Source organism: Rhodococcus sp. UNC23MFCrub1.1 (assembly GCF_000686025.1).
Classification (GTDB): domain Bacteria; phylum Actinomycetota; class Actinomycetes; order Mycobacteriales; family Mycobacteriaceae; genus Rhodococcoides.
Window position 1 is genome coordinate 37,361 of record NZ_JMLQ01000008.1, and the last position, 20,839, is coordinate 58,199.

Annotated in this window: 25 protein-coding genes; 13 read left to right on the forward strand and 12 right to left on the reverse strand. The window is 68.4% G+C overall.

All coding sequences use genetic code 11. The annotated features are described in order from the left end of the window. Positions 1-15: 15 nt before the first annotated feature. Complete coding sequence (locus BR07_RS0117770) at positions 16-426, forward strand: VOC family protein (RefSeq protein WP_027506581.1); 411 nt, start codon at positions 16-18, stop codon at positions 424-426. Here the strand turns inward: BR07_RS0117770 and BR07_RS0117775 are convergent. Continuing rightward, positions 404-1,297 carry an amidohydrolase family protein gene (locus BR07_RS0117775; RefSeq protein ID WP_269320106.1) on the reverse strand — a complete coding sequence of 298 codons (894 nt, stop codon included), beginning with the start codon at positions 1,295-1,297 and terminating at the stop codon, positions 404-406. The two genes, BR07_RS0117770 and BR07_RS0117775, sit on opposite strands and share 23 nt — an antisense overlap. An 85-nt stretch (positions 1,298-1,382) precedes the next feature. On the opposite strand from BR07_RS0117775, the gene BR07_RS0117780 reads away from it, so the two are divergent. After that, positions 1,383-2,234 (forward strand): SDR family oxidoreductase, encoded by an 852-nt coding sequence (locus tag BR07_RS0117780; RefSeq protein ID WP_027506583.1) that lies wholly within the window; start codon positions 1,383-1,385, stop codon positions 2,232-2,234. Here the strand turns inward: BR07_RS0117780 and BR07_RS0117785 are convergent. Continuing rightward, positions 2,231-2,842 (reverse strand): TetR/AcrR family transcriptional regulator, encoded by a 612-nt coding sequence (locus tag BR07_RS0117785; protein WP_027506584.1) that lies wholly within the window; start codon positions 2,840-2,842, stop codon positions 2,231-2,233. The genes BR07_RS0117780 and BR07_RS0117785 overlap by 4 nt on opposite strands. A 44-nt stretch (positions 2,843-2,886) precedes the next feature. On the opposite strand from BR07_RS0117785, the gene BR07_RS0117790 reads away from it, so the two are divergent. From BR07_RS0117790 to BR07_RS27085, 3 genes are all read left to right on the forward strand, one after another. Then, positions 2,887-4,440, forward strand: coding sequence for a thiolase C-terminal domain-containing protein (locus BR07_RS0117790; protein ID WP_027506585.1), 1,554 nt, complete (start codon positions 2,887-2,889; stop codon positions 4,438-4,440). Next, the gene (locus BR07_RS0117795; protein ID WP_027506586.1) at positions 4,437-5,234 is read left to right on the forward strand and encodes an enoyl-CoA hydratase-related protein; all 798 of its coding nucleotides are present in this window, start codon (positions 4,437-4,439) and stop codon (positions 5,232-5,234) included. Before BR07_RS0117790 ends, BR07_RS0117795 begins: the two co-directional genes overlap by 4 nt. A gap of 138 nt (positions 5,235-5,372) precedes the next feature. Further along, a complete protein-coding gene (locus tag BR07_RS27085; protein ID WP_027506587.1) occupies positions 5,373-5,792 on the forward strand; it encodes a DUF6518 family protein in 420 nt (139 codons plus the stop codon). Between the two features lie 6 nt (positions 5,793-5,798). Here BR07_RS27085 and BR07_RS0117805 read toward each other — a convergent pair whose 3' ends face one another. From BR07_RS0117805 to BR07_RS0117820, 4 genes are all read right to left on the reverse strand, one after another. Further along, a complete protein-coding gene (locus tag BR07_RS0117805; RefSeq protein WP_081821384.1) occupies positions 5,799-6,551 on the reverse strand; it encodes an NADPH-dependent F420 reductase in 753 nt (250 codons plus the stop codon). Between the two features lie 10 nt (positions 6,552-6,561). Continuing rightward, the gene (gene modA / locus BR07_RS0117810) at positions 6,562-7,320 is read right to left on the reverse strand and encodes a molybdate ABC transporter substrate-binding protein (protein WP_051613549.1); all 759 of its coding nucleotides are present in this window, start codon (positions 7,318-7,320) and stop codon (positions 6,562-6,564) included. Positions 7,321-7,386: 66 nt separating this feature from the next. Then, positions 7,387-7,926: a thioesterase family protein gene (locus BR07_RS25315; protein ID WP_051613550.1), complete on the reverse strand. Its 540-nt coding sequence runs from the start codon at positions 7,924-7,926 to the stop codon at positions 7,387-7,389. 37 nt (positions 7,927-7,963) lie between these two features. Further along, complete coding sequence (locus BR07_RS0117820) at positions 7,964-8,404, reverse strand: MarR family winged helix-turn-helix transcriptional regulator (RefSeq protein ID WP_027506590.1); 441 nt, start codon at positions 8,402-8,404, stop codon at positions 7,964-7,966. A gap of 77 nt (positions 8,405-8,481) precedes the next feature. On the opposite strand from BR07_RS0117820, the gene BR07_RS25320 reads away from it, so the two are divergent. Continuing rightward, complete coding sequence (locus BR07_RS25320) at positions 8,482-9,729, forward strand: multidrug effflux MFS transporter (RefSeq protein WP_081821387.1); 1,248 nt, start codon at positions 8,482-8,484, stop codon at positions 9,727-9,729. Here BR07_RS25320 and BR07_RS0117830 read toward each other — a convergent pair. Continuing rightward, the gene (locus BR07_RS0117830; protein ID WP_027506591.1) at positions 9,713-11,089 is read right to left on the reverse strand and encodes a HAMP domain-containing sensor histidine kinase; all 1,377 of its coding nucleotides are present in this window, start codon (positions 11,087-11,089) and stop codon (positions 9,713-9,715) included. The genes BR07_RS25320 and BR07_RS0117830 overlap by 17 nt on opposite strands. Continuing rightward, positions 11,086-11,790 (reverse strand): response regulator transcription factor, encoded by a 705-nt coding sequence (locus tag BR07_RS0117835; protein WP_027506592.1) that lies wholly within the window; start codon positions 11,788-11,790, stop codon positions 11,086-11,088. The genes BR07_RS0117830 and BR07_RS0117835 overlap by 4 nt, the downstream gene beginning before the upstream one ends. A 1,299-nt stretch (positions 11,791-13,089) precedes the next feature. Between BR07_RS0117835 and BR07_RS0117840 the strand changes: the two genes are divergently transcribed. The 7 genes from BR07_RS0117840 to BR07_RS25325 all read left to right on the forward strand — a co-directional run bounded on the left by BR07_RS0117840 (position 13,090) and on the right by BR07_RS25325 (position 16,140). Next, positions 13,090-13,560, forward strand: a complete 471-nt coding sequence (locus tag BR07_RS0117840) for a MarR family winged helix-turn-helix transcriptional regulator (protein ID WP_027506593.1) — start codon at positions 13,090-13,092, stop codon at positions 13,558-13,560. After that, positions 13,557-13,934, forward strand: coding sequence for a DUF5313 family protein (locus BR07_RS0117845; protein WP_027506594.1), 378 nt, complete (start codon positions 13,557-13,559; stop codon positions 13,932-13,934). Before BR07_RS0117840 ends, BR07_RS0117845 begins: the two co-directional genes overlap by 4 nt. Positions 13,935-13,979: 45 nt before the next feature. Next, positions 13,980-14,333 (forward strand): YidH family protein, encoded by a 354-nt coding sequence (locus BR07_RS0117850; protein WP_231476430.1) that lies wholly within the window; start codon positions 13,980-13,982, stop codon positions 14,331-14,333. After that, complete coding sequence (locus BR07_RS27435) at positions 14,330-14,629, forward strand: DUF202 domain-containing protein (RefSeq protein WP_027506596.1); 300 nt, start codon at positions 14,330-14,332, stop codon at positions 14,627-14,629. Before BR07_RS0117850 ends, BR07_RS27435 begins: the two co-directional genes overlap by 4 nt. Before the next feature lie 67 nt (positions 14,630-14,696). After that, positions 14,697-15,386 carry a ZIP family metal transporter gene (locus BR07_RS0117860; RefSeq protein ID WP_027506597.1) on the forward strand — a complete coding sequence of 230 codons (690 nt, stop codon included), beginning with the start codon at positions 14,697-14,699 and terminating at the stop codon, positions 15,384-15,386. Between the two features lie 108 nt (positions 15,387-15,494). Continuing rightward, positions 15,495-15,665, forward strand: a complete 171-nt coding sequence (locus tag BR07_RS0117865) for a CsbD family protein (RefSeq protein ID WP_027506598.1) — start codon at positions 15,495-15,497, stop codon at positions 15,663-15,665. Positions 15,666-15,876: 211 nt separating this feature from the next. Continuing rightward, positions 15,877-16,140: a lipopolysaccharide assembly protein LapA domain-containing protein gene (locus tag BR07_RS25325; protein ID WP_056443214.1), complete on the forward strand. Its 264-nt coding sequence runs from the start codon at positions 15,877-15,879 to the stop codon at positions 16,138-16,140. 4 nt (positions 16,141-16,144) lie between these two features. Here BR07_RS25325 and BR07_RS27685 read toward each other — a convergent pair whose 3' ends face one another. From BR07_RS27685 to BR07_RS0117890, 4 genes are all read right to left on the reverse strand, one after another. Beyond that, positions 16,145-17,890: a bifunctional diguanylate cyclase/phosphodiesterase gene (locus BR07_RS27685; protein ID WP_051613551.1), complete on the reverse strand. Its 1,746-nt coding sequence runs from the start codon at positions 17,888-17,890 to the stop codon at positions 16,145-16,147. After that, positions 17,860-18,156, reverse strand: a complete 297-nt coding sequence (locus BR07_RS27690; RefSeq protein ID WP_231476431.1) for a PAS domain-containing protein — start codon at positions 18,154-18,156, stop codon at positions 17,860-17,862. The genes BR07_RS27685 and BR07_RS27690 overlap by 31 nt, the downstream gene beginning before the upstream one ends. A 121-nt stretch (positions 18,157-18,277) precedes the next feature. Beyond that, positions 18,278-19,693, reverse strand: coding sequence for a fatty acid desaturase family protein (locus tag BR07_RS0117885; protein ID WP_037186465.1), 1,416 nt, complete (start codon positions 19,691-19,693; stop codon positions 18,278-18,280). A 38-nt stretch (positions 19,694-19,731) separates the two neighbouring features. Continuing rightward, positions 19,732-20,829, reverse strand: coding sequence for a ferredoxin reductase (locus tag BR07_RS0117890; protein WP_027506602.1), 1,098 nt, complete (start codon positions 20,827-20,829; stop codon positions 19,732-19,734). Positions 20,830-20,839: the final 10 nt, after the last annotated feature.

Here is a 20,839-nt window from a genome sequence, read left to right on the forward strand (position 1 = left end):
CACGAGGAGAACCCCATGACCGTGACCAGCACCCTGCATCTGAACTTCGACGGCCACGCGCGCGCCGCGCTCGAGTACTACCACTCGGTGTTCGGCGGCGATCTCGTCGTGGTCCCGTACGGCGACACGAGCCCCGATCAGGCCGACCAGGTGGTGTGGGGCCAGGTCTCCTCGCCGGACGGCTTCCACGTGATGGCCTACGACGTGCAGCACGACCTCGTGCGGGACGCGGGCCGCAACGCCTTCTACTTCTCGTTGCGCAGCACCGACGCCGACGCGATCACCGGCTACTGGACGGCGCTCGCCGCGGGGTCGACCGTCGAGGTGGAACTCGGTCCGTCGGTGTTCTCCCCGCTGTACGGCAAACTCACCGACCGCTTCGGTGTCGTCTGGATCATCGACGTCATGGTGCCGTACGGCGGCTGAACCGGGCCCAGTTGTCGTGCAGCACAGCGCGGGACCAGTCGTCACCGAGTCCGAGGCCGACCACGCTCTCGACCGCGTGCGCGTACGAGTACGGGATGTTGGGGAAGTCGCTGCCGAACACGATCTTGTCCTGCAGGTCGCGCAGGCGCGGCAACGCCGATCGCGGGTAGGGCGCGAGCTGTTCGGTGAAATCGGTGAACACCATCGTGGTGTCGAGCCCGACGTTGTCGAACGTCTCGGCCAGGGTGAGGAAGTCCTCGTACTCGGGCATACCCATGTGTGCGATCAGCAGGGTGAGTGTCGGAAAGCGGTGCAGTAGTGCGCGGATCGGGTCCGGTCCGGTGTGGCGACCGGGTTCGGGTCCCGATCCGCAGTGGATGACGACGGGTACGGCGGCGTCGTCGAGAACCGCCCACACGTCGTCCAGGTACGGATCGTGGACGTCGATGTTCCCTACCTGCACATGGCATTTCATCACTCCGACCCCGTCCTCGACGGCGGTACGGACGTACCGAGCAGCGTCCGGTTCGGGGTGAAAGGTGGCGGTGCGTACACAGTCGGGTGTCCGGTCCGCGAACTCCGCGGCCCACCCGTTCAACCACTCCGCCATGCCGGGCTTGTGCGGGTACAGCAGGGACGTGAACGTCCCTACCCGGTACCTGCGCAGCAGGTCGGTGCGTTCGTCCTCGTCCACGCGGTACTCGATCGGCCACGCGGTACCGAGGCGGTCGTCCACGGAGTCGAAGTAGTTCCACACCTTGGCCAGAACGCTGTGCGGCATGAAATGCGTGTGCACGTCCACAAGTGACTCGAGGCGGAGGTCGTCGAGCACTCGGTGGACCCGGCGGATGTCGTCGTCACGGTTCTGCACGGGATCGATCCTCGCATCGCCGGGGCGGCCGCGACGGCACTCCGGACCCTTGACTTTGCGGACACTGCGTGTCTGTAATAAGACGATGACGGGATCACTGCAGGGACGAGTCATCGCCATCACCGGTGGCGCACGGGGAATCGGCCTCGCGACGGCGCGCGCGCTGGTCGCCGCCGGCGCCAGGGTGGCGATCGGGGACGTGGACGCGGACGCCCTCGCCGCCGCGGCCGAGTCCGCGCGGGTGCACCTGCACGGAGCACTGGACGTCACGGACCCGGCGTCCTTCGACGCCTTCCTCGACCGCGTCGAGCGTGAGCTGGGCCCGGTCGACGTCCTGGTCAACAACGCCGGAATCATGCCGGTCGGGGCGCTGACGGACGAGCCGGACGCGGTGGCACGCCGGATCATGGACGTGAACGTGCACGGCGTCATCATCGGCACCAAGTCGGCGCTGCACCGCATGGTGCCGAGACGGCGCGGACACGTCGTCTCCATCGCCTCGATGGCGGGCGAGACGGTGGCGCCAGGCCTGGCCACCTACTGCGCCAGCAAGTCTGCGGTCATCGCGTTCACCGAGGCGGCGAGGGTGGAGTACCGATTCTCCGGCGTCGAGTTCTCCCTGGTCCTGCCGTGGTTCGTCAACACCGAACTCACAGCGGGAACGAGAGACGTGCCCTTCATGAAGAAAGCCGAACCCGAGGACATCGCACAGGCGGTGGTCCGGCTCGTCGAGAAGCCGCGACCCAAAGTGCGCATCCCGGCCTCCGCCGGCGCGATCGTCGTCAGCCAGCGCTTCATGCCGCGCCGACTCGGTGAGTTCGTCAGTCGCCGTTTCGGATCCGAGCAGATCTTCCTCGGCGACGTGGACGCGGAACGGCGTCGCGCGTACGAGGACAGGGCGCGCGGGCAGTCGTCCGCTCCCGAGTCGACGCGCTAGCGGCGCACGCTCGCCAGCACCGCGTCGACCAGTCCGTCGATGTACGTGTCGTCCGCGGTGGCGGCGGACGGCGCCTCGGTCGCATCGTGTGCGAACAACACTCGGCTCAGAACGGCGCCCGTGAGCATCTCGAGCAGCAGTGTGGTCCGCACGTGTTCCGGTAACTCGCCGCGGGACACGGCGCGGCGGACGATGTCTCGGGTCGCGACGAATCTGCTCGTGCTGATGGTGGCGGTCAGCGCCTCGAGGAGATCGGGATACACCCGGGCGTCGAGGGCCACGCGTACGGCGATGAGCCCCGAAGAGTCTCGATAGCCCCGCAGGAGTTGACGAGCCAGTTCCGTGAGATCGCCTGGCAGGGTGCCGGTGTCGATGGGGTCGACGAGGGGGAGCACGGTCTCCAGGGCCCCGGTGAGGAGTGCCTCCTTGGTGGGCCACCGACGGTAGATCGCCGCGCGGCCCACGCCACCGCTCTTGGCGACGGCATCGATGGTGAATCCCGCCCACCCGGTGCGCCAGTACACGTCCACGACGGCGTCGTACACCCGCGATTCCATGGCGGGGTCGCGTGGCCGCCCCCGTCGCGCCGTGCCGTCGGTCGACTCCATGCCATCAGATTACAGACAACTGGTGTCTGTAATAAGGTGATCCCATGTCACAGGAAGCAGACCGCATTCCGGTCGTCGTGGGTGTGGGCGATGTCGTGTCCGGCAGCGCCGGCGCTGCGGCCGACCCCGTGGAGCCGATGGAGCTCGTGCTGCGCGCGGTCCGTGCTGCGCTCGACGACAGCGGAACGTCGGCGCTCGGCGCCGCGGTGGACGCGATCCACGCCGTGCGCACGACGAGCTGGAACTACGACGATCTCCCGGCTCTGATCGCCGCACGGCTGGGGGCGTCCGCCCCAACGCGGTCCACCAGCACCATCGGCGGTCACCACCCCGCGCGCCTGATGGACCGAGTGGGGCACGACATCGCCGCCGGTCGCAGCTCCGTGGCACTCGTCGTCGGCGGCGAGACGCAGGCATCCGTGCGAGCGCTGACGAAAGCCGGAACGGATCCCGTCGAGCTCGGCTGGGCCGTCGCACCGGGCGGCCCGCCGACCTTCGCACCGGACGACCTCGGCAGCGCCGAGATGCAGCGAGCGGGCATCCTCGCCCCCGTCCAGATCTATCCGCTGTTCGACCGCGCTCGGGCCGACCGTCTCGGTCTGCGACCCAGCGAGTCACTGACGGCGTCGGCAGAGCTGTACTCGCGGTTCTCCGCTGTCGCGGCGCGACATCCGGTCGCGTGGAGTCCGGTCGAGCGGTCGCCCGACGACATCGCCGGCGTGGACGCGTCGAACCGCGCGGTGTCCGACTGCTATCCCCTCGCCATGAACGCCATGCCGTTCGTCGACCAGGTCGCCGCGGTGCTGGTGTGTTCGCTGGCGGCAGCGCGCGCGGCCGGGGTGGACGAGGACCGCATCGTGTACCTGTGGGGCGGCGCCGGTGCGTCCGATGCCCCGGACATCCTGGCGCGCAGCACCTTCGATCATTCACCGGCGCTCCGAGCGGCGGTGCGCACCACCCTCGCCGCGGCGGGTGTCGCGGGTGCCGATCTCACCTTCGTCGATGCCTACAGCTGCTTTCCCGTCGTCCCTCTCCTGTTGATGGACGAGCTGGGACTGTCGTCGGATGCCACTCCCACGGTCCTGGGCGGCCACTCGTTCTTCGGTGGGCCGCTCAGCAGCTACTCGTTGCACGCGGTCGCGGAATCGACCCGGCTGCTGCGACAGTCCCGCGGCGGACGCGCTCCGGCGATCGCGATGGTGCATGCGAACGGCGGCTACCTCACCCACCAGCACACCATCCTGTTGTCGACCGATCCGCACGAGGCCGGATACGTCGGGAACCCCGATGCGGTGACCGTGTCGGCGACAGCGGTACCCGTGACGCACGGCCACAGCGGTCGCGCGATCGTCGAGACGGCGACTGTCATGTTCGGGCGCGGCGGGGAACCGGAACAGGCGCTCGTCATCGCCCGCACACCCGAGGGTGACCGCATCGCCGGTCGTACCGGGGCGGACGCCGCGGCGGCGCTTCATCGAGTGGTCACCGACCGCGACGTCTCACCGGTCGGCCTCACGATCGACGTGGTGGACGAGGGCGGGAACCTGGACATCACCCTCGACTCGATCACGGCGAACGGCAGGGGAGTACGGGCATGAGCGATCAGGACGTGGTTCTCACGGAACGCCGCGGACACGTGCTGCTGGTGACGTTGAACCGCCCCGCCGCGGCCAACAGCGTGAACGCAGAGGTGCACACCCTGCTGGGCGAGGCGTGGGAACTGGCGGACGGCGACGAGTCGATCCGTGCCGTCGTCCTCACGGCGGCGGGCTCCGGCACCTTCTGCGGCGGAGCCGATCTGAAGGCACTCGGCACGCGGGGTCCCGACGGCGTGACCCCTCCGGAGACGGCACACTGGGGCTTCGCCGGCGTCACCAGGCACCCGATCTCCACGCCGATCGTCGTCGCGGTCACCGGGAACGCGCTCGGGGGTGGGACCGAGATCGCGCTGTCCGGTGATGTCGTGATCGCTTCCACCACTGCACGATTCGGGCTTCCCGAGGTGCGTCGCGGGCTGATCGCGGGAGCGGGCGGACTCTTCCGGCTGGTCGACGCGATCCCGCGAGCGATCGCGATGGAACTGATCCTCACCGGTGAGCCCATGAGTGCGGACGACGCGGCGCGGTGGGGACTCGTCAATCGTGTGGTGGAACCGGACGCCGTTCTCGACACGGCGCTTCGGTTGGCGGAGACCATCGCGGCGGGAGCGCCTCTCGCGATTCGCGCCAGCAAGGTCATCGCCCGGGGCATCGTCGACGGGCGCATCCCGTCCGAAGCGGCCGCATGGGAGGAGACCGACCGCGCGCTCGCGCAGTTGTCCACGTCCTCCGACACGGTCGAGGGGATCATGGCGTTCATGGAGAAGCGCGAACCCCGGTGGACGGGGCGCTGATCGGCGCACGACGTCTCGTCGCGGCGGCCGCGCTCGGGTCCGCTGCGGGTGTGGCCCTCGTGGTTCTGTTCACCATCGTGCCGCCGCCGTGGGATGCGCTCGTGAACACGAGTGCGCTGTGGGGCTTGGCCGTTCGCGGTGGCGGCCCGGTCGCCGCACGGACGCGGTGTGGCAGTCGGAGTCGCGTCGATGCTCGCGCTCGTCCTGGTGTGGATCCTGCTGTCGCCGAACGTGATCACCGTGCGGGAAGTGCTGGTCTTCGTCCTCGTCGGACTCGGTGCGGGGGCGGTGTGCGGCGCAGCCGGTGCTGCTGTCGGGCGTGACCGCCGTGTGAGCGGGACGGTGGTCGTGGCGGGGATCGTGCTCGGTGAGGCCGTGTACGGGACCGTCGTGGTCGGCGGTCCGCACTGGTTCGTGGAAGCCGCGCTGGCGGGCATCCTCGTGCCGGCGTGTTGCCGCACCGCGGCGACACGAGTCCGTGCGGGACTCGGTGCCGCCGCGGTGGCGGGTGCGCTGTTCGGCGCCTACTGGGCCTACGACGCGGTGCTCACCACCTGAGGGGTGTCACGCCTTCCACTCCGCGGTGCGTTCCGGGGTCGCCTGCGCCAGCGCATCGACCGTCGCGTCGACTCCGAAGTCCTTGCCGTACACGGGTGTACCCGGCTGCTGGCGCCAGGAGTCGGCCAACGATCCGGCGTCGACGACGTCGAAGCCGATCTCGTCGATGACGGCGGACACGATCTTCTTGGCGTCGGCATCGTCGCCGGCGATCGGCAGCGCGATGCGGCCCTCGGTGCCGGCCGGGACGCCCTTGTTCAGGAGGTGCTTCCACCAGATTCCGTTGAATGCCTTCACGACCGGCTCGCCCAGCAGTTCCGAGACCCACACGCTCTCCGGTGTGCCGTCCTCGATCGCGTCGATCTTGCCGTCCCGCTGCTGCGGGTAGTAGTTGTTCGTCTCGATCACCGGAGCACCGGGCTTGCGGGCCGAGAGGATGCCGGACGCGAGGTCCGGCGTGTTCTTCTGCGGGATGCTGACGATGACGAGATCCGCGTCGGTCGCGGCGTCCTTCGCCCAGACCGCGGTGGCGCCGGTCTCGGACGCCAGATCCGCGAGGGTCTCCGGATCCCGAGAGTTGGCGACGGCAACCTCGTGGCCCACGGCGCGCAGCCGTCGGGTCAGGGTTCCGCCGATGTCGCCTGCTCCGATGATGCCGATCTTCACGTGCTTCTCCTTCGGTCGTGCAACGAACGTCTCGTTCGGCCAACCCCGTCCGCGCGGGAAAGATTCCCCCGTGGCGGCGGATCCTCGGCGCACCGGCGGTCTCTCAGGGCGCGCCGAACCCGGCGTCGGCCAGCACCTTCCGTCCGTCGAGACCGGAGACGAAGTCGACGAAGGCGCTCGCGATGTCCGGTGCGCCGGAGTCGGCCAGTGCGGCGATGGGATAGGAGTTCACCGCGCCCGACGCCTCCGGGAACGGCACGGTGACGACGGCGTCACCGGCGCCGGCCGCGTCGGTGACGTAGACCAGGCCGGCATCGGCCTGACCGGACGTGACCTTGCCCAGAACGTCCGTCACGGACGATTCCTCGCTGGCAGGGGTGAGGCTCACCCCGGCGGCCGTCTCGATCTTCTCGGTGGCGGCACCGCACGGAACCTGCGGCGCGCACACGACGACCGTGGCCCCGGACGTCGCCAGGTCCGAGAACGAGCCGATCCCGGCGGGGTTGCCCGGCGGAGTGACGATCGTCAGAGTGTTGGTCGCGAACGTGACCGGGTCACCGTCGATCAACTCGGCGTCCCGTGCCTTGTCCATGGTGATCGTGTCCGCCGAGGCCAGAACGTCCCCGGGCGCACCCTGCGACAACTGGGACACCAGATCGGACGACCCCGCGAACGTGAACGTCACGGTGGTACCCGGGCGGGTCTGCTCGAACTGCTCACCCAGCTCGGTGAACGACGCCTTCAGCGACGCGGCAGCGAACACGGTGATGCCGTCTTCGGCCGGTCCGGGCGAGGAGCACCCCGTGAGCGACAGTGCCACCACCGCCGCGCACCCCAGCACTGCGATCCTCGTCGTGACCATGTCGGCTCCTTTCGCCGCAGATGCGGTTCGAAGGAGACCATATAGGAGCATGCGCGCCCGGAGGGGTCAGACGTCCTCGAATGCGGCGACCACGAGATGCTGAGTGCGTCGGCCGAGCGGAATCTCTGCGTCCGGGCGGCGAAGTGGGGCTGCATCGCCGTCGAACAGGGCGACGATGTCGTCGGTCGGTACCGAGGATCCGCTGTCGTCGAGGAACCTGAGGGCGACGATCGCGGTCGCGTGGACACGTCCGTCGACGTCGAAGATCTGTTCGAGATAGGCGTTCTTCGCGTCGACACCGAGGAAGCGGGTGGACACCGAGAACTTCGTCCACAGGGTGAGGGAGCGGACGTACGTGATGGTCTGTGACGCGACGACGGGATGCCACCCGCGTCCACGCAGGGCTCGCCACAGGCCACCGCGCACGAACATGTCGACTCGACCCGCGTCGAGGACGGACAGGTATCGACCGTTGTTCATGTGCATCAGCACGTCCAGATCGGACGGTGCGACGCGGAACCACGTACGGGTCGGGTCGACCCGTACCGGCCCCCGTCCCGTGCGCCACGGCGCCATCTGTCGGAGCAGGCGGAGCGACATCAGCATGGCGTCACTATGACGGTTCGGTCGCCCCGCGGAGTCGTCAGGGTTCGGTCGGCATGGACGTGAGGTGCGCGAGGAGCGGCGCGGCACGGGTGAGCAGAGCCGCATCCTCCGCTGACATGGCCGCGAGTCGGCGTCCGACGGCGTCGATCCACACGTCGTCGATCATCTCACCGTGTCGACGTGCCGTGGCGGTGGAATGCAGCCGACTCGACCGTCTGTCACCGGGATCGGTGTCCCGCGCGAGCAGCCCCTTGTCGATCAGACGTCGCACCGTCGTGCTGACGTTGCTGCTGTGCAGGCCCAGCATGCGGGCGACGTCCGAGACGGTGGTCCCTTCGTGGCTGACCACCACACGCAGAACCTCGAGTTCGGAATGGGGGAGGGCGGGCAGTCCGGACTGTCGTTCGCCGAATCGGCGCAGCGACCACACGAGAGCCCGCACCTCGCGGGCGATGTCGATCACATCGGACTCGCTCACTGGACTTCCGGACGCCATGACTGACATTCTACTCATGTGAGTATGTATAAAGTTATATCCAATACGGAGGCCACCCGATGAGCGTCGACACTCGGTCCGGCGACACCGTCGACTCGACCGCCGCGCGGCCGGTGGCGTCCGGCGTGATCGCGATGCTGGCGCTCCTTGCCGCCGTCGCGCCCCTGTCCATCGACATGTATCTGCCGGCATTCCCCCGCATGGCCGAGGAGTTCGGTGTCAGCGCCACGGCGATCCAGCTGACCCTCACGACGTTTCTCGTCGGTCTCGCGATCGGCAACCTGGTGATCGGGCCGCTGTCCGACCGCTTCGGTCGACGCCCCTTGCTCCTCGTGGGCACTTTCGTGTCCATCATCGCGACCATCCTGTGCGCGTGGTCTCCGACCGTCGAGTGGCTCACCGTGTTCCGGTTCTTCCAGGGCTTCACCGGCGCCGCCGGCGTCGTTCTCTCCCGCGCCGTCATCAGTGACCGTGCACGCGGCGCGGCGGCCGCCAAACTGTTCAGCCTCCTCGTGCTCGTCAACGGAGTCGCTCCCGTCATCGCCCCGCTGCTCGGCGGTGCGGTCATCGGTCTGACAGGGTGGCGCGGCGTCTTCTGGGTGCTCGCCGGTGTGTCCGTCCTGATGTTCGTGGGTGTGCTCGCACTCCTGCCGGAGAGTCATCCCGCCGAGCTCCGCAGCACGGGCGGACTCTCCGCCATGATCGCGGACGCACGGGAGGTCATGTCCAACAAGCGATTCCTGGGCTATGCGGGCGCGTTCGCCTTCGGCTTCGGCGTCATGTTCGCCTACATCTCCGCATCGCCCTTCGTGCTGCAGGAGGTGCACGGGCTCTCGACGACGTGGTACTCCATCGCCTTCACGGCCAACGCACTCGGCATCGTCGTCACCAGTGGTGCCAACGCCAAGCTCGTCGACCGCGTCCGTCCGGAAGCGCTGTTGCGCATCGGTCTCGTCTCGATGGTCGCGTTCTCGGCGCTGCTCGTCGTCGACGCGGTGGTCGGGCCCTACCTGTGGGCGACCCTGGTACTGCTGTGGTTCGCCGTCGCCAGCCTGGGTCTGGTGATCGCCAACGCGACGACTCTCGCACTGGGAGAGGCGCGCCGGGCCGCGGGCACGGGATCGGCCGTCATGGGCGCGGCCCAGTTCGGCCTCGCCGCGGTCATCTCGCCGCTGGTGGGACTCGGCGGCGAAGGCACCGCGGTGCCGATGGCCGTCACCATGCTCGTCAGCGCGATCATCGGCCTCGGCGGGGTGGTGCTCGGAACCCGTTCCCCCACAGAGCAGTCGGTCACCGAGGCACACTGAGGACGAAGGCGGTGCCGTCGTACACGACGTCGCCGCCGTGGGCCCGCGCGTAGGTTCGGGCGATGGTGAGGCCGAGTCCCGATCCCTCCGAGGTGCGAGCGCTGTCCAGCCGCACCATCCGGTCGAAGATCCGCTCGCGATCCTGAGCGCCGATGCCCGGTCCTTCGTCGGACACCCGGATCGTCGCGGTGGTACCGGCGTCGCGCACGTCGACGGTGACGACGCCGTCCGGCGGTCCGTGGCGCAACGCGTTGTCGGTGAGGTTGGCCAGGATTCGAGCGAGTCGTGCGGCGTCGACCGGCGCGACCACGCTCTCGCCGGTCACCACGACGGTCGAGTCCGGTGCGAGCAGCCGCGCCCGGTCGGCGTCGGCACGGGCCAGAGCGAGAAGGTCGTGGTCATGCCGATCCAACTCCACGTCGTCGTCGGTGCGCGCCGACATCAGCAGATCGTCGATCAGCCGGGATGCGCGGCGTGATTCACGAATCATCGACGCCAGCAGTCGTTCCCGCACGTCGCGCTCGGTGTCGACGCCGCCCCGCAGCAGCGTCTCGGCGGCGGCGGAGATCCCGGCGACCGGCGTTCTCAGATCGTGAGCAGCATCGTCGACGAACTGCCGTGTGCGATCGGCGGTGGCACGCTCGCGCGCCTCGGCTCCTTCGAGCTCGTCGAGCATCTCGTCGAATGCCGTTGCGGTCTCACCCAGCTCGGTGTCCGACCGGGTGGGAGCGAGTCGATCACCGCGATTACCCCGGGTGATCGAGCGGGCCAGTGCCGTCATGCTGCGCAACGGTCGGAGCGATGCGCCGACGACCACCGCCATGAGCAGTGCCGCCACCGCCGACGCGACGAGCACCAACGGAATCAGCACCACGAGCAGCTGCCGCTGCACCGCGTCGATCGAGGACGTGTCGACGGCGACCGTGAGAACCGATCCGTCGGTCAGGGTCGTCGTCGAGACCCGCGTCGGCCTCGTCTCCTCCGGGCCCGGTGGGGGTCCCGGCGGGGGACCGTCTCCCGGCGTCGTCGGGGGACGTAGTGCGGGCGGCGGTGTCGTCGCTCGGAGCGCGAGGTCCCCGACGATACGGCCGTCCGTCGTCACCAGTTGCGCCGCCACGTTCTCTCCCTGTGTGGCGGAGACGATCTCGGTGGGATCGGCACCGTTGTCCAGCAGTTGCTGCGCGGTGGCGGTGCGGCCGGCGAGGCTGTCTCCCGCCGAGGCCTCGAGCTGGCGTTGCAGCAACACCGTCGTCGCCACGACGATGCCGACGAGCAGGACGAGCACCACCGACATCACCGACACCAGCAATCGCAGGCGCAGAGATCCGGTGCGGAGACCGCGACGGGGTGGGGTCGTCATGCTGTCGGACTCACGGTGTCGGCGGCCAACACGTAGCCGATGCCGCGCCGAGTGTGGAGGATGCGCGGGCCGAACTCCTCGAGCTTGCGACGCAGCGCGCTGATGTGGACCTCGACGAGGTTCTCGTCGTATGCGTCGTACCCCCACACCTGCGTCAGGATCTGGGTCTTGGACACCGTTCGCCCGCGCTGAGCGGCGAGGTAGGACAACAGCTTCCACTCCGTGGCCGTCAGGTTGAGGGCGTTGCCGCCCCGACTGGCGTCGCCCGATTCGGTGTCCACCGACACGTCTCCGCACTCGATCGAGGTGGCGACCGCGCCGTGTCGTCGGAGCACCGCGGTGACGCGGGCGAGGAGCTCCGCCATCGCGAACGGTTTCACCAGATAGTCGTCTGCACCGGCGGTGAGCCCGGTGACGCGGTCGGACACCGAGTCGCGCGCCGTGAGCATCAGCACCGCCGCGTCGCTGCTGCGGCGCGCGACCCGCAGGAGCTCGAGTCCGTCCCGGCCGGGAAGCATGATGTCCAGGACCACGAGGTGGGGTCGATGGTTCGCGAGCGCGGCCTCGAACGCGGAACCGTCCGCGTCGGACCGGACGTCGGCACCCAGGTCCGCGATCGCGGTGGACACGGACAGCCGCAACGTCTCGTTGTCCTCGATCACGAGGATTCTCGGGGTCGCTGCGGGTCGCCGTTCGGTCACGACACCACTATGCGGGTCCCGAGCTGAAGACTTGCTGAAGACGAGGCCCTGATCGCCGCGACTTCAGGCAGCCTTCAGGTCCACGATCGAGTGTCGACCTCACGAACGGCGCCGCCCGGTGCCGACGAGAGATGAGGACGACAATGTCGACAAGAGTCATGCGTGTCAGGACAGGCCGACTGATCGCCGGAGCAGTGCTCGCCGGTGGGATGCTCCTCGGAGCGGTGGGAACCGCGTCCGCCGACGGCCCGGGCGAGGCGCCCCCGGTCTCCGAGAGCGCGGTGCCCGACGCCTCGGCGCCCGCACCCGACGCTGCGGCACCCGACGCCGGTGCGACGTGCGCGACGCCTCCGGCCCCGCCCGAGGGTGCACCGACTCCGCCCGAGGGTGCGCCAACCCCGCCCGAGGGTGCTCCGACCCCGCCCGAGGGTGCTCCGACTCCGCCCGAGGGTGCTCCGACCCCGCCTGCTGCGGGTGAGGATGCTCCGACTCCGCCCGAGGGTGCTCCCACTCCGCCTGCTGCGGGTGAGGATGCTCCGACTCCGCCCGAGGGCGCCCCGACCCCGCCTGAGGGTGCACCGGCTGCCCCCGAGGGCGCGCCGGCTCCGCCTGCGCCCGGTTGCGGTCCTGACAGTGGCCCGGCGGGCCCCGGCCATGGTGGTCCGGCCGGTCACGGGCCTGCAGGTAGGGGTCCGGGCGCAGCGCCGGGCGCTCCGGCGCCCGAGGGTGCTCCCGCACCGGCCGAGTGCGAGGCCCCCACACCCTGATCATCTCGCGTGGTGTCGGCACGCGTTGACGGCACCACGCGCACGGGTTCCAGCGCCGTACACCCCGTACAGCCGGCCGGAGTGGGTGTGCACCTGCAGGAAGGGGTGCACATCGCCCGGTGCCCAACCCATCCGCCCGAATCGTGGCCTCCCTTACGGGGGCTGCGCGTCCGCGATCAGCGCCGCACCCGACCCGCACAGGCCCCAGCGAGGTACACCCCGTCCAACCGGCCGCAGTGGGTGTTCACCTGCAGTAAGGGGTGCACATCGCCCGGTGCCCAACCCATCCGCCCGAATCGTGGCCTCCCTTACGGGGGCTGCGCGTCCGCGATCAGCGCCGCACCCGACCCGCACAGGCCCCAGCGCCGTGCACCCCGTTCAGTCGGCCGGAGTGGGTGTTCACCTGCAGTAAGGGGTGTGCATCGCCTACCGCATAGCCCACAGCGCCCACCCCCCGACCGACAGCACCCCGCCCAGCCAACCGTGAGCTATCGAACAGTACGTACTCTCACTATCAGCGTACGATGGACCCGTGACCACCACCGACCCCCTCGCGCTCGACCGTCAGGTGTGTTTCGCCCTGGCCGTCACCAACCGCGCGGTGCTCTCGGTCTATCGGCCGATTCTCGAACCGCTCGGACTGACGCACCCGCAGTACCTCGTCATGCTCGCCCTCTGGGAGCGGGCACCGATGTCGGCGGGGGAGATCGCGTCGGCTCTGCAACTCGAACCCGCCTCGCTGACGCCGCTGCTCAAGCGGCTCGACGCCGACGGTCTGCTGACCCGGCGCCGGAGCGACACCGACGAGCGCAGGCTGGTGATCGACCTGACCGACGAGGGGCGACAGTTGCGAGGTTCGGCGGAGTCCATACCGGGCACCGTCATCGAATCTCTGGGTGTCGACGTGAGCGAGCTGGAACAACTTCACGCGGTGCTCACCCGAATCAACACCGCGGCCATCGCGGCCGGTGCACTGTCGACCGAGCGGAGGAGCACACGATGAGCAGGACTCGCCCGGGGCCGCTGCAGTGGATCGGTTATTCGTTCGGCCGCACGTTGCCCCTGTCCATGCAGGCCTGGGTGCGTGAGGACCTGATCGGTGATCGTGCGGTTGCGCGTCATCTGCTGCGCAGCATGGTGCCGTTTCTCCCCATCTTCGCGGCGTTCCTGCTGTTCCCCGGTGAGTTGTGGCTGCGCGGCGCGATGATCCTGCTGGCGGTACTGCTCGCGCTGTTCTACGCCGCCGCGTACATGGAACCCAACCGTCGCCGTCGTCTCAAAGCGCACGGGTTGTCGCCGGACCTGCAGAACCCGAAGAAGGTCGCGCGGGACGAGGCGGAACGCCGCGCCTACGAGCGCTGGCACCCCAACCGCTGACACCCGCTGTGGCCCTGCGGGCCGTCGCCGACGAGAGTGGGTGCCGTGCGACTGTGGCCGACCGGACTGCGCGACGGCAGTGACCCCGATCCGAGATTCACGCTCGCGAACGAGCGGACGTTCCTGGCGTGGATCAGGACGTCACTCGGCCTCGTGGCCACGGCCGCGGCACTCGAGGCGTTCGGTGGGGATCTGCTGCCTCCGTGGCTGAGAACCACCCTCGTGCTGGGGCTGCTCACTCTCGCGGCGGTTCTGGCCGTCGGGTCGTTCGTGCGCTGGATCCGTATCGAGACGGCCATGCGCCGGCGGGCGTCACTGCCTCTCCCCGCTGCGGCGGCGCTGCTCGCGGGGGGTCTGGTGATCGCCGTGGTGGCGTTCGCGGTGGGGCTGTACCTGTGACGGAGGCACCGGGCCTGCAGGCCGAGCGCACCACGCTCGCTCGGGTGCGGACCGCACTGACCATGGCGGTCACGGCCCTGATCGTCGCGCGTGCGGTGCGAGATCATCCGCCGCTTGTCGCGATCGCGGTGCTGTGCGCTGCGCTTCCGATGGTGTCGGTCGTGTTCTCGACGAGGACCCATTCCCGACTCGTCGACGGCATGGACCGGGACGTGCTTCCCGGTGCCGCAGGTCGGCTCGTCGTCCTGCCCGTCGTCGTCGTCCTGCTGGCAGTGGTCACCGCGCTGGGTCTGTGAGAGCAGGTCGTCGGATGACTCGACGACGCGGACGGGGGTACTCCCCGCCGGTGACGAGACGATCGAGATGCTGACCGCCGCCCTGTACGGCATCGGCACGGCGCTTCCCCTGGTGATCGGTGCGGCGATCGGGCTGCGGTGGACACTGCCGAAACGGGTGTTGGCCGGTCTCATGGCCTTCGGTGCCGGGACGATGATCGCCGCCGTGTCGTCGGAACTGTTCGAGCCGGCGTTCCGTCAGGCCGGCATCCTCGTCGCGGGCGCGGCGCTGTTCCTGGGCGCGGGTGTGTACGTCGTGGCCAGCCATCTGATCGAGAACAAGCTCGGGCCCGCAGCGATCGGGTGGGCACTGATGCTCGGCACGATCCTCGACGGAGTCCCGGAGAACACCGCGCTGGGTGTCTCCCTGACGTCCGGTGGCGGGCTGGTGCTGCTGGTGGCGGTCGCGGTGGGCAACGTTCCGGAGGCTGTCGGTGGTGCATCGTTGATGCGGGACCGACACGACTTCTCCGCGGCTCGGGCGATGACCCTGTGGACGGCCACGGCGGTCGTGCTCGTGGTGGTCACCGTACTGGGCCACCAGTTGTCCGACGCCGTCCCGGAGGTCGGCATCTCGACGGTCCAAGCGTTCGCGGGCGGTGCCACTCTCGCCGTGCTCGCGGACTCCCTGATGCCCGAGGCCTACAAGGACGGCGGCTGGTGGGTGGGCATGTCCACAGCGCTCGGCTTTCTCGTGGCGTTCGCACTCGGCGGGTAGCTGTGACCGGGATCACTCTGCATGGACGTGCGCTTTCCGCGCCGGGCCTCGACTCACCTTTCAGAACGCGATGGTCACCCGCCGTCGCTCCGAACGAAAGGTTTCATCATGGGAATCGTCGACAAGGCAAAGAACGCAGCAGAAGACGCCATCGGCAAGGCCAAGGAAGTTGTCGGTGACGCCACCAACAACAAGGACCTCGAGGCCGAGGGCAAGAAGGACCAGGGTTCGGCCGGCGTGAAGAAGGTCGGCGAGAACGTCAAGGACACCTTCAAGTAAGACTGCACCACTCCACACCCGGGCGGCGCCGGACCCTCAGCGGGTCCATCGCCGCCCGTGGTGTGTCCGGACACTGTCGGGTTCGACGCACACCTCGCTCGAACCGACCGAACGGACATGTTTCTTCCGCGGGTCCGCGGACCATCACTCCTTCGAGCATCCGCTCACTCGATCGCCGGCCAGGACCGGCGACATGGCGAAAGGCACCACCATGACCGACACCACCACCCACGCACACACCGGACGTCGCCGTGCCGGAGGCTTCGTCTCGAAGCTGTCTCTCCTGATCGCGCTGCTCCTCACGATCGCACTGGTGATCTTCATCCTGCAGAACACCGTGCACACGACCATCAACTTCATCGGGTGGAACTTCGATCTGGCACAGGGTGTCGCACTCCTCGGTGCCGCCGTCGTCGGTGCCGTCATCGCCTGGACCATCTCGGGCGCGGTCCGGGTCCGACGCGCCGTCAAGTAGCGCGTCACCGCGGCGATCGGACACCCTCTCGTAGGAGTTGTTCGATCGCCGCAGCGGGCATCGGGCGCGCCAGATGGAAGCCCTGTGCGAGGCGACCGCCGCATGCGCGATACGCCTCGGCCTGCTCGGCGGTCTCGATGCCTTCACCCACCACGTCCACTCCGAATGCAGTGCCCAACAACACGATCGCGGCCACGATGGCGTGTGGTCTCGCACCGGGTAGCGCGTTGACGTACGACCCGTCGATTTCGAGACAGTCGAAGATCGGATAACGGTCCAGATACGCGATGCTGCTGTGGCCGGTTCCCAGATCGTCGAGTGCGAACGACACCCCCATCGCGTGCAGCGCCTCGAGAGTGGTGGCCACGCGGGCGTTCTCCTTCACCCACACGGTCTCGGTGATCTCCAACCCGAGACGCGTCGCCGGCAGGCCGGTCGCGTCGAGAGTGCGTCGGACCGACTGCACGAAGTCCGGATCGTTGAGCTGGTGGGCGCTCACGTTCACGCGTACCGAGACGTCCTCGGGCCAGCGCACCGCATCCGTGCACGCGGTCTGCAGTGCCCACAGGCCGAGGTGTCCGACCACGCCGGTGCGCTCCGCCACCGCGACGAACTCACGAGGCGAGACGCTGCCGAGTGTCGGATGATCCCAGCGAGCCAGGGCCTCGGCGGCGACGACGGCGCCCGTCACGAGGTCGACGATCGGCTGGTAGACGAGCCGCAGTTCGCCGTCCACGAGAGAACGTCGGAGGTCTGCGGCGAGTCGGAACACGCGATCGGCCTCGTAGCGATCGCGCACGTCGTACACGTCCGTGGTCCCGGGAGCCGTGCCCTTGGCGCGGTACATGGCCAGATCCGCGCGGCGCACCATCTCCTGCGCGGAGGGCACATCGTCACCGGCCACGGCGATTCCGATTCTCGCACTGAACGGGATGGGCTGATCGCTCTGCGGATCGACGGTGGCCAGCGCTGTCGAGACGCGCACCGCCCGGCTCCGCGCGTCGGCCTCGTCCACCACGTGGTCGCACACGACGAGAAATTCGTCGCCGCCCAGCCTCGCCACCGTGTCGCCGACCGCCACCGTGCGCTCGAGCTTGCGCGCCAAGGTGATCAGCGCCGCGTCTCCACTCACGTGTCCGAGGCTGTCGTTGACGGTCTTGCAGTCGTCCAGGTCGGCCAGCAGGACCGCGACGGTGGTCTCGCTGTCCGCGGCGCGAGCCACGGCCTCGTCGATACGTCGGTACGCGAGCGCTCGATTGGCCAGACCGGTGAGCGGATCGTGGAGTGATCGGTACCGCAGTTCGTTCTCGAGCTCGATACGCCGGATCGCCGCGACCAGGATGTCCGTGGCCGTCCGCAGGAACGTCACGTCCCGATCCGTGTACTCCCGCGGAGCCGCGCTGTGCACGGCCAGCACCCCGGGCCGAGGCGTGGAGTCGAACGGGACGCAGACGGTGCTGAGCAGTCCGCGCGAGCGCATCGTCGTGGTGTCGAATCGCGACTCGGTCCGCGCGTCGGAACAGATGACCACCGTGCCGGAGGAGAGGGCGAGGCCCGGAGCCGAGCGGGTACCGGTTCCGAACACCTCGGGCCGCTCGCTCACCCCGCTGTAGGCGACGACGCGCAACGCGGTGCGGGTGTCGTCGAGGCGTGCGATCGACGCGCACTCCGTACCCATCAACGACGAGGCGGCGCTGGTCGTCGCGTCCAGAATGGTCGTCAGATCACCGTCGACCGCGAGCCGCCCCAACAGGCCGACAGCACTCTGCTCGCGAGCCCGGTGGGCGGCCGATTCCAGGACGTCGGTGAGGGCGGCGCAGCGAGCAGACCGACGTCGGAGAAGAAGTTCGCCGTGGTCAGGCGGAGCACGGCGTCGAGTGACGGTGCGCCGACGAGCGCGAGGCCCGCCGGGTTCAAGTGGAGGATGCGGCCGTCCCGTGCGGACAGGGACACCAGCTCGGGCGCGTTCTCGAACACACCCGTCAGAAGGGCGGGGTCCAGGCCGTCGAGCGCCACGAACCACCTCCGAAGTGGGAAACGACCGGCGTCTCCGGCCCGATTCACTCGGGTATCCAGAGAACGCCGGTCGACACCACTCGTTCGTCAGATCAGTGCTGCCGTCACCGGCAGCGCGTCGTCACTCCCCGCGCGGAGGAAGCTTCGCCTCGACGCCGCCACCGTTGTGCTCGGGGCCCGAGTCGGGATGACCCGCCGGCACGCGGTTGCGGAAACGAGCCGCCTCGCTGGGCTTCGACGACGAACCCCCGACGCGCTCGCCGCGGTACGGTCCGGGCTTCGGGGCCATCTTGCCGCCGGGGAAGGCGAGTCGAATGATGGTGCGCTGTACCGATCCCCACTGCTTCATCAAGGGGCCCGAGTTGTACGGAAGCTGGTAGCGCTCGCAGATGTCCTTGATCTTCGGCGCGACTTCCTTGTACCGGGTGCTGGGCATGTCCGGGTACAGGTGGTGCTCGACCTGGTAGCTGAGGTTGCCACTCATCAGGTGGAACAGCGACGAGCCCTCGATGTTGGCCGCTCCGACGAGCTGGCGGACGTACCAGCCGCCGCGGGTCTCGTTCTCGGTCTCTTCCTTGCTGAATGTGTACGCCTGGTCCGGGAAGTGACCGCAGAAGATGATGCCGTGCGACCACAGGTTGCGGATGATGTTGGCGACGAAGTCCGCCGTCACCGTGGCGACGAAGGTGCGTTCGATGCCGGCACCGTGCTTGTCCAGGACCTTGGCCACGGAGTTGGTCGCCTTCGACGAGCTCAGCGAGCGCAACCGCGCACCCAGCTTCGACTTGCCGGCGCCCGAGACGCGTCCACCCGAGACGACCTGCACCGCGCCGTAGGCGAGCGCACTGACCGCGGGCCAGCCGATGTAGTCCTTGACGATCTGACGGCGCGCCTTGGTCCCGATACCGCGCAGATCGGTGAGCAGGTCCTTCATGGGCTTCTCGCCCTTGCGGATGGCCTCGATGTCGAGGTCGTGGAGCGCGACGCCCCACTCGAAGAAGGCCATCAGCAGCAGGTTGTAGAACGGCTGCGCGAGGTAGACGGGCGACCACGGCTGGTTCGGGTCGATCCGCATGATCTCGTAGCCGAGATCCTTGTCCTTGCCGCGGATGTTGGTGTACGTGTGGTGCACGTAGTTGTGCGAGTGCTTCCAGGCCTCGGCGGTGGACGCGGTGTCCCAGTCCCACACCGACGAGTGGATGTCCGGATCGTTCATCCAGTCCCACTGGCCGTGCATGACGTTGTGGCCGATCTCCATGTTCTCGAGAATCTTGGCCACACCCAGGCAGGCCGTTCCGGCCACCCAGGCGGTGCGGCTCTTGGAGCCGAAGAGGATCACGCGCCCCGCGACAGCGAGCTGGCGCTGCGCCGCGATGACCGTGGTGATGTAGTTGCGATCGCGCTCACCGAGGTCGGCGTAGACCTCGTCGTGAATGGCGTCGAATTCCTTGGCAAGCTGTTCGATGGTCTCTTCGCTGAGATGTGCGAGCGGACTCTCGATGGACACTTCGGTCTTTTTCCCGGTGTCGATACTCATGACGAACCCTCCCTGTTACCGCATGTGAATCGGTCTCGTCAGAGATCGATTTCGATATCTCCCTCGGCGGTGTTCACGCAGATGCGTACCGCCTGCCCCGTAGGCTCGGAGACTTCCCCATTACGTAGATCTCTCAAACGTCCCTTCTTCAGGGTTCCGGTGCAGGTGTGGCAGATGCCGATCCTGCAACCGAACTTGAGATCCAGCCCCGCTTCCTCCCCGGCCGCGAGAATGGGTGTGCCTCCGTCGCATTCGACGTCGGTGTCGCTACGGATGAAGCGGACAGTGCCGCCTTCTCCTTCTTCGTCACCGCCACCGATGACGGGTTGGAAACTTTCGTAGTGGAATTTCTCCGGGTCACCCTCAGATTTCCAGTAGTCGCGCAGATCGTCCAACAGGTCGCCTGGACCGGAGCAGAATGCCTCGCGCTCACGCCAGTCGGGGCACAACTCGTCCAGATCGGTGGCTTTCATCCGACCTCGCTCCTCGGTCACCCGAAGGTCGAGACGCAGCGACGAGTGCTTGCGATCGAGGCGCTCGAGGGTCTCGGAGAACATCGTCTGGTCGCGACTGTGCACGGAGTGGATGACCACGACGTCGTGCATGGCGTCGAGGTGGTCGAGTTCGCGCAACATGCTCATGATCGGCGTGATGCCACTGCCCGCGCTGATGTAGAGCAGTTTGGCGGGCACGGGATCGGGGAGGGTGAAGACTCCCTCGATCTCGCTCAGTCGCACGATGTCGCCCGGCTTGATGCCCTGCACCAGGTACGGGGACACCGTGCCCTCGGGAACCAGCTTGGGGCTGACGGAGATCAGGCCGTGGTCGCCGTGCGGGTCGGAGGTGATCGAGTAGGCGCGCCAGTGATAGCGGCCGTCGATGACCACGCCCAGTCGGAGGTACTGGCCGGGCTGGTGCCCACCCCAATCGTACCCGGGCCTGATGAACACCGACACCGCGTCGGTGCCTTCCCTCTCGACCCGGTCGACCTTCCCGCGGAGCTCCTGGGTGGTCCACAACGGATTGATCATCTCGAAGTAGTCGTCCGGCCTCAGCGGGTTCGACAGATGTTTGAATGCCTTGAGCATGGTTCGGCGGAGTACCGAAACCTGGGGTCGTGCGCCGCGTTCTGCCACAGGTCACACG

Excerpts from the sequence above, each read along its gene's own strand:
- BR07_RS0117770 (WP_027506581.1), top strand. The coding sequence starts at position 16 with ATGACCGTGACCAGCACCCTGCATCTGAACTTCGACGGCCACGCGCGC.
- BR07_RS0117780 (WP_027506583.1), top strand. The coding sequence starts at position 1,383 with ATGACGGGATCACTGCAGGGACGAGTCATCGCCATCACCGGTGGCGCA.
- BR07_RS0117785 (WP_027506584.1), bottom strand. The coding sequence starts at position 2,842 with ATGGAGTCGACCGACGGCACGGCGCGACGGGGGCGGCCACGCGACCCC.
- BR07_RS0117790 (WP_027506585.1), top strand. The coding sequence starts at position 2,887 with ATGTCACAGGAAGCAGACCGCATTCCGGTCGTCGTGGGTGTGGGCGAT.
- BR07_RS0117795 (WP_027506586.1), top strand. The coding sequence starts at position 4,437 with ATGAGCGATCAGGACGTGGTTCTCACGGAACGCCGCGGACACGTGCTG.
- modA (WP_051613549.1), bottom strand. The coding sequence starts at position 7,320 with ATGGTCACGACGAGGATCGCAGTGCTGGGGTGCGCGGCGGTGGTGGCA.
- BR07_RS25315 (WP_051613550.1), bottom strand. The coding sequence starts at position 7,926 with ATGCTGATGTCGCTCCGCCTGCTCCGACAGATGGCGCCGTGGCGCACG.
- BR07_RS25320 (WP_081821387.1), top strand. The coding sequence starts at position 8,482 with ATGAGCGTCGACACTCGGTCCGGCGACACCGTCGACTCGACCGCCGCG.
- BR07_RS0117830 (WP_027506591.1), bottom strand. The coding sequence starts at position 11,089 with ATGACGACCCCACCCCGTCGCGGTCTCCGCACCGGATCTCTGCGCCTG.
- BR07_RS0117845 (WP_027506594.1), top strand. The coding sequence starts at position 13,557 with ATGAGCAGGACTCGCCCGGGGCCGCTGCAGTGGATCGGTTATTCGTTC.
- BR07_RS0117860 (WP_027506597.1), top strand. The coding sequence starts at position 14,697 with ATGCTGACCGCCGCCCTGTACGGCATCGGCACGGCGCTTCCCCTGGTG.
- BR07_RS0117865 (WP_027506598.1), top strand. The coding sequence starts at position 15,495 with ATGGGAATCGTCGACAAGGCAAAGAACGCAGCAGAAGACGCCATCGGC.
- BR07_RS25325 (WP_056443214.1), top strand. The coding sequence starts at position 15,877 with ATGACCGACACCACCACCCACGCACACACCGGACGTCGCCGTGCCGGA.
- BR07_RS0117885 (WP_037186465.1), bottom strand. The coding sequence starts at position 19,693 with ATGAGTATCGACACCGGGAAAAAGACCGAAGTGTCCATCGAGAGTCCG.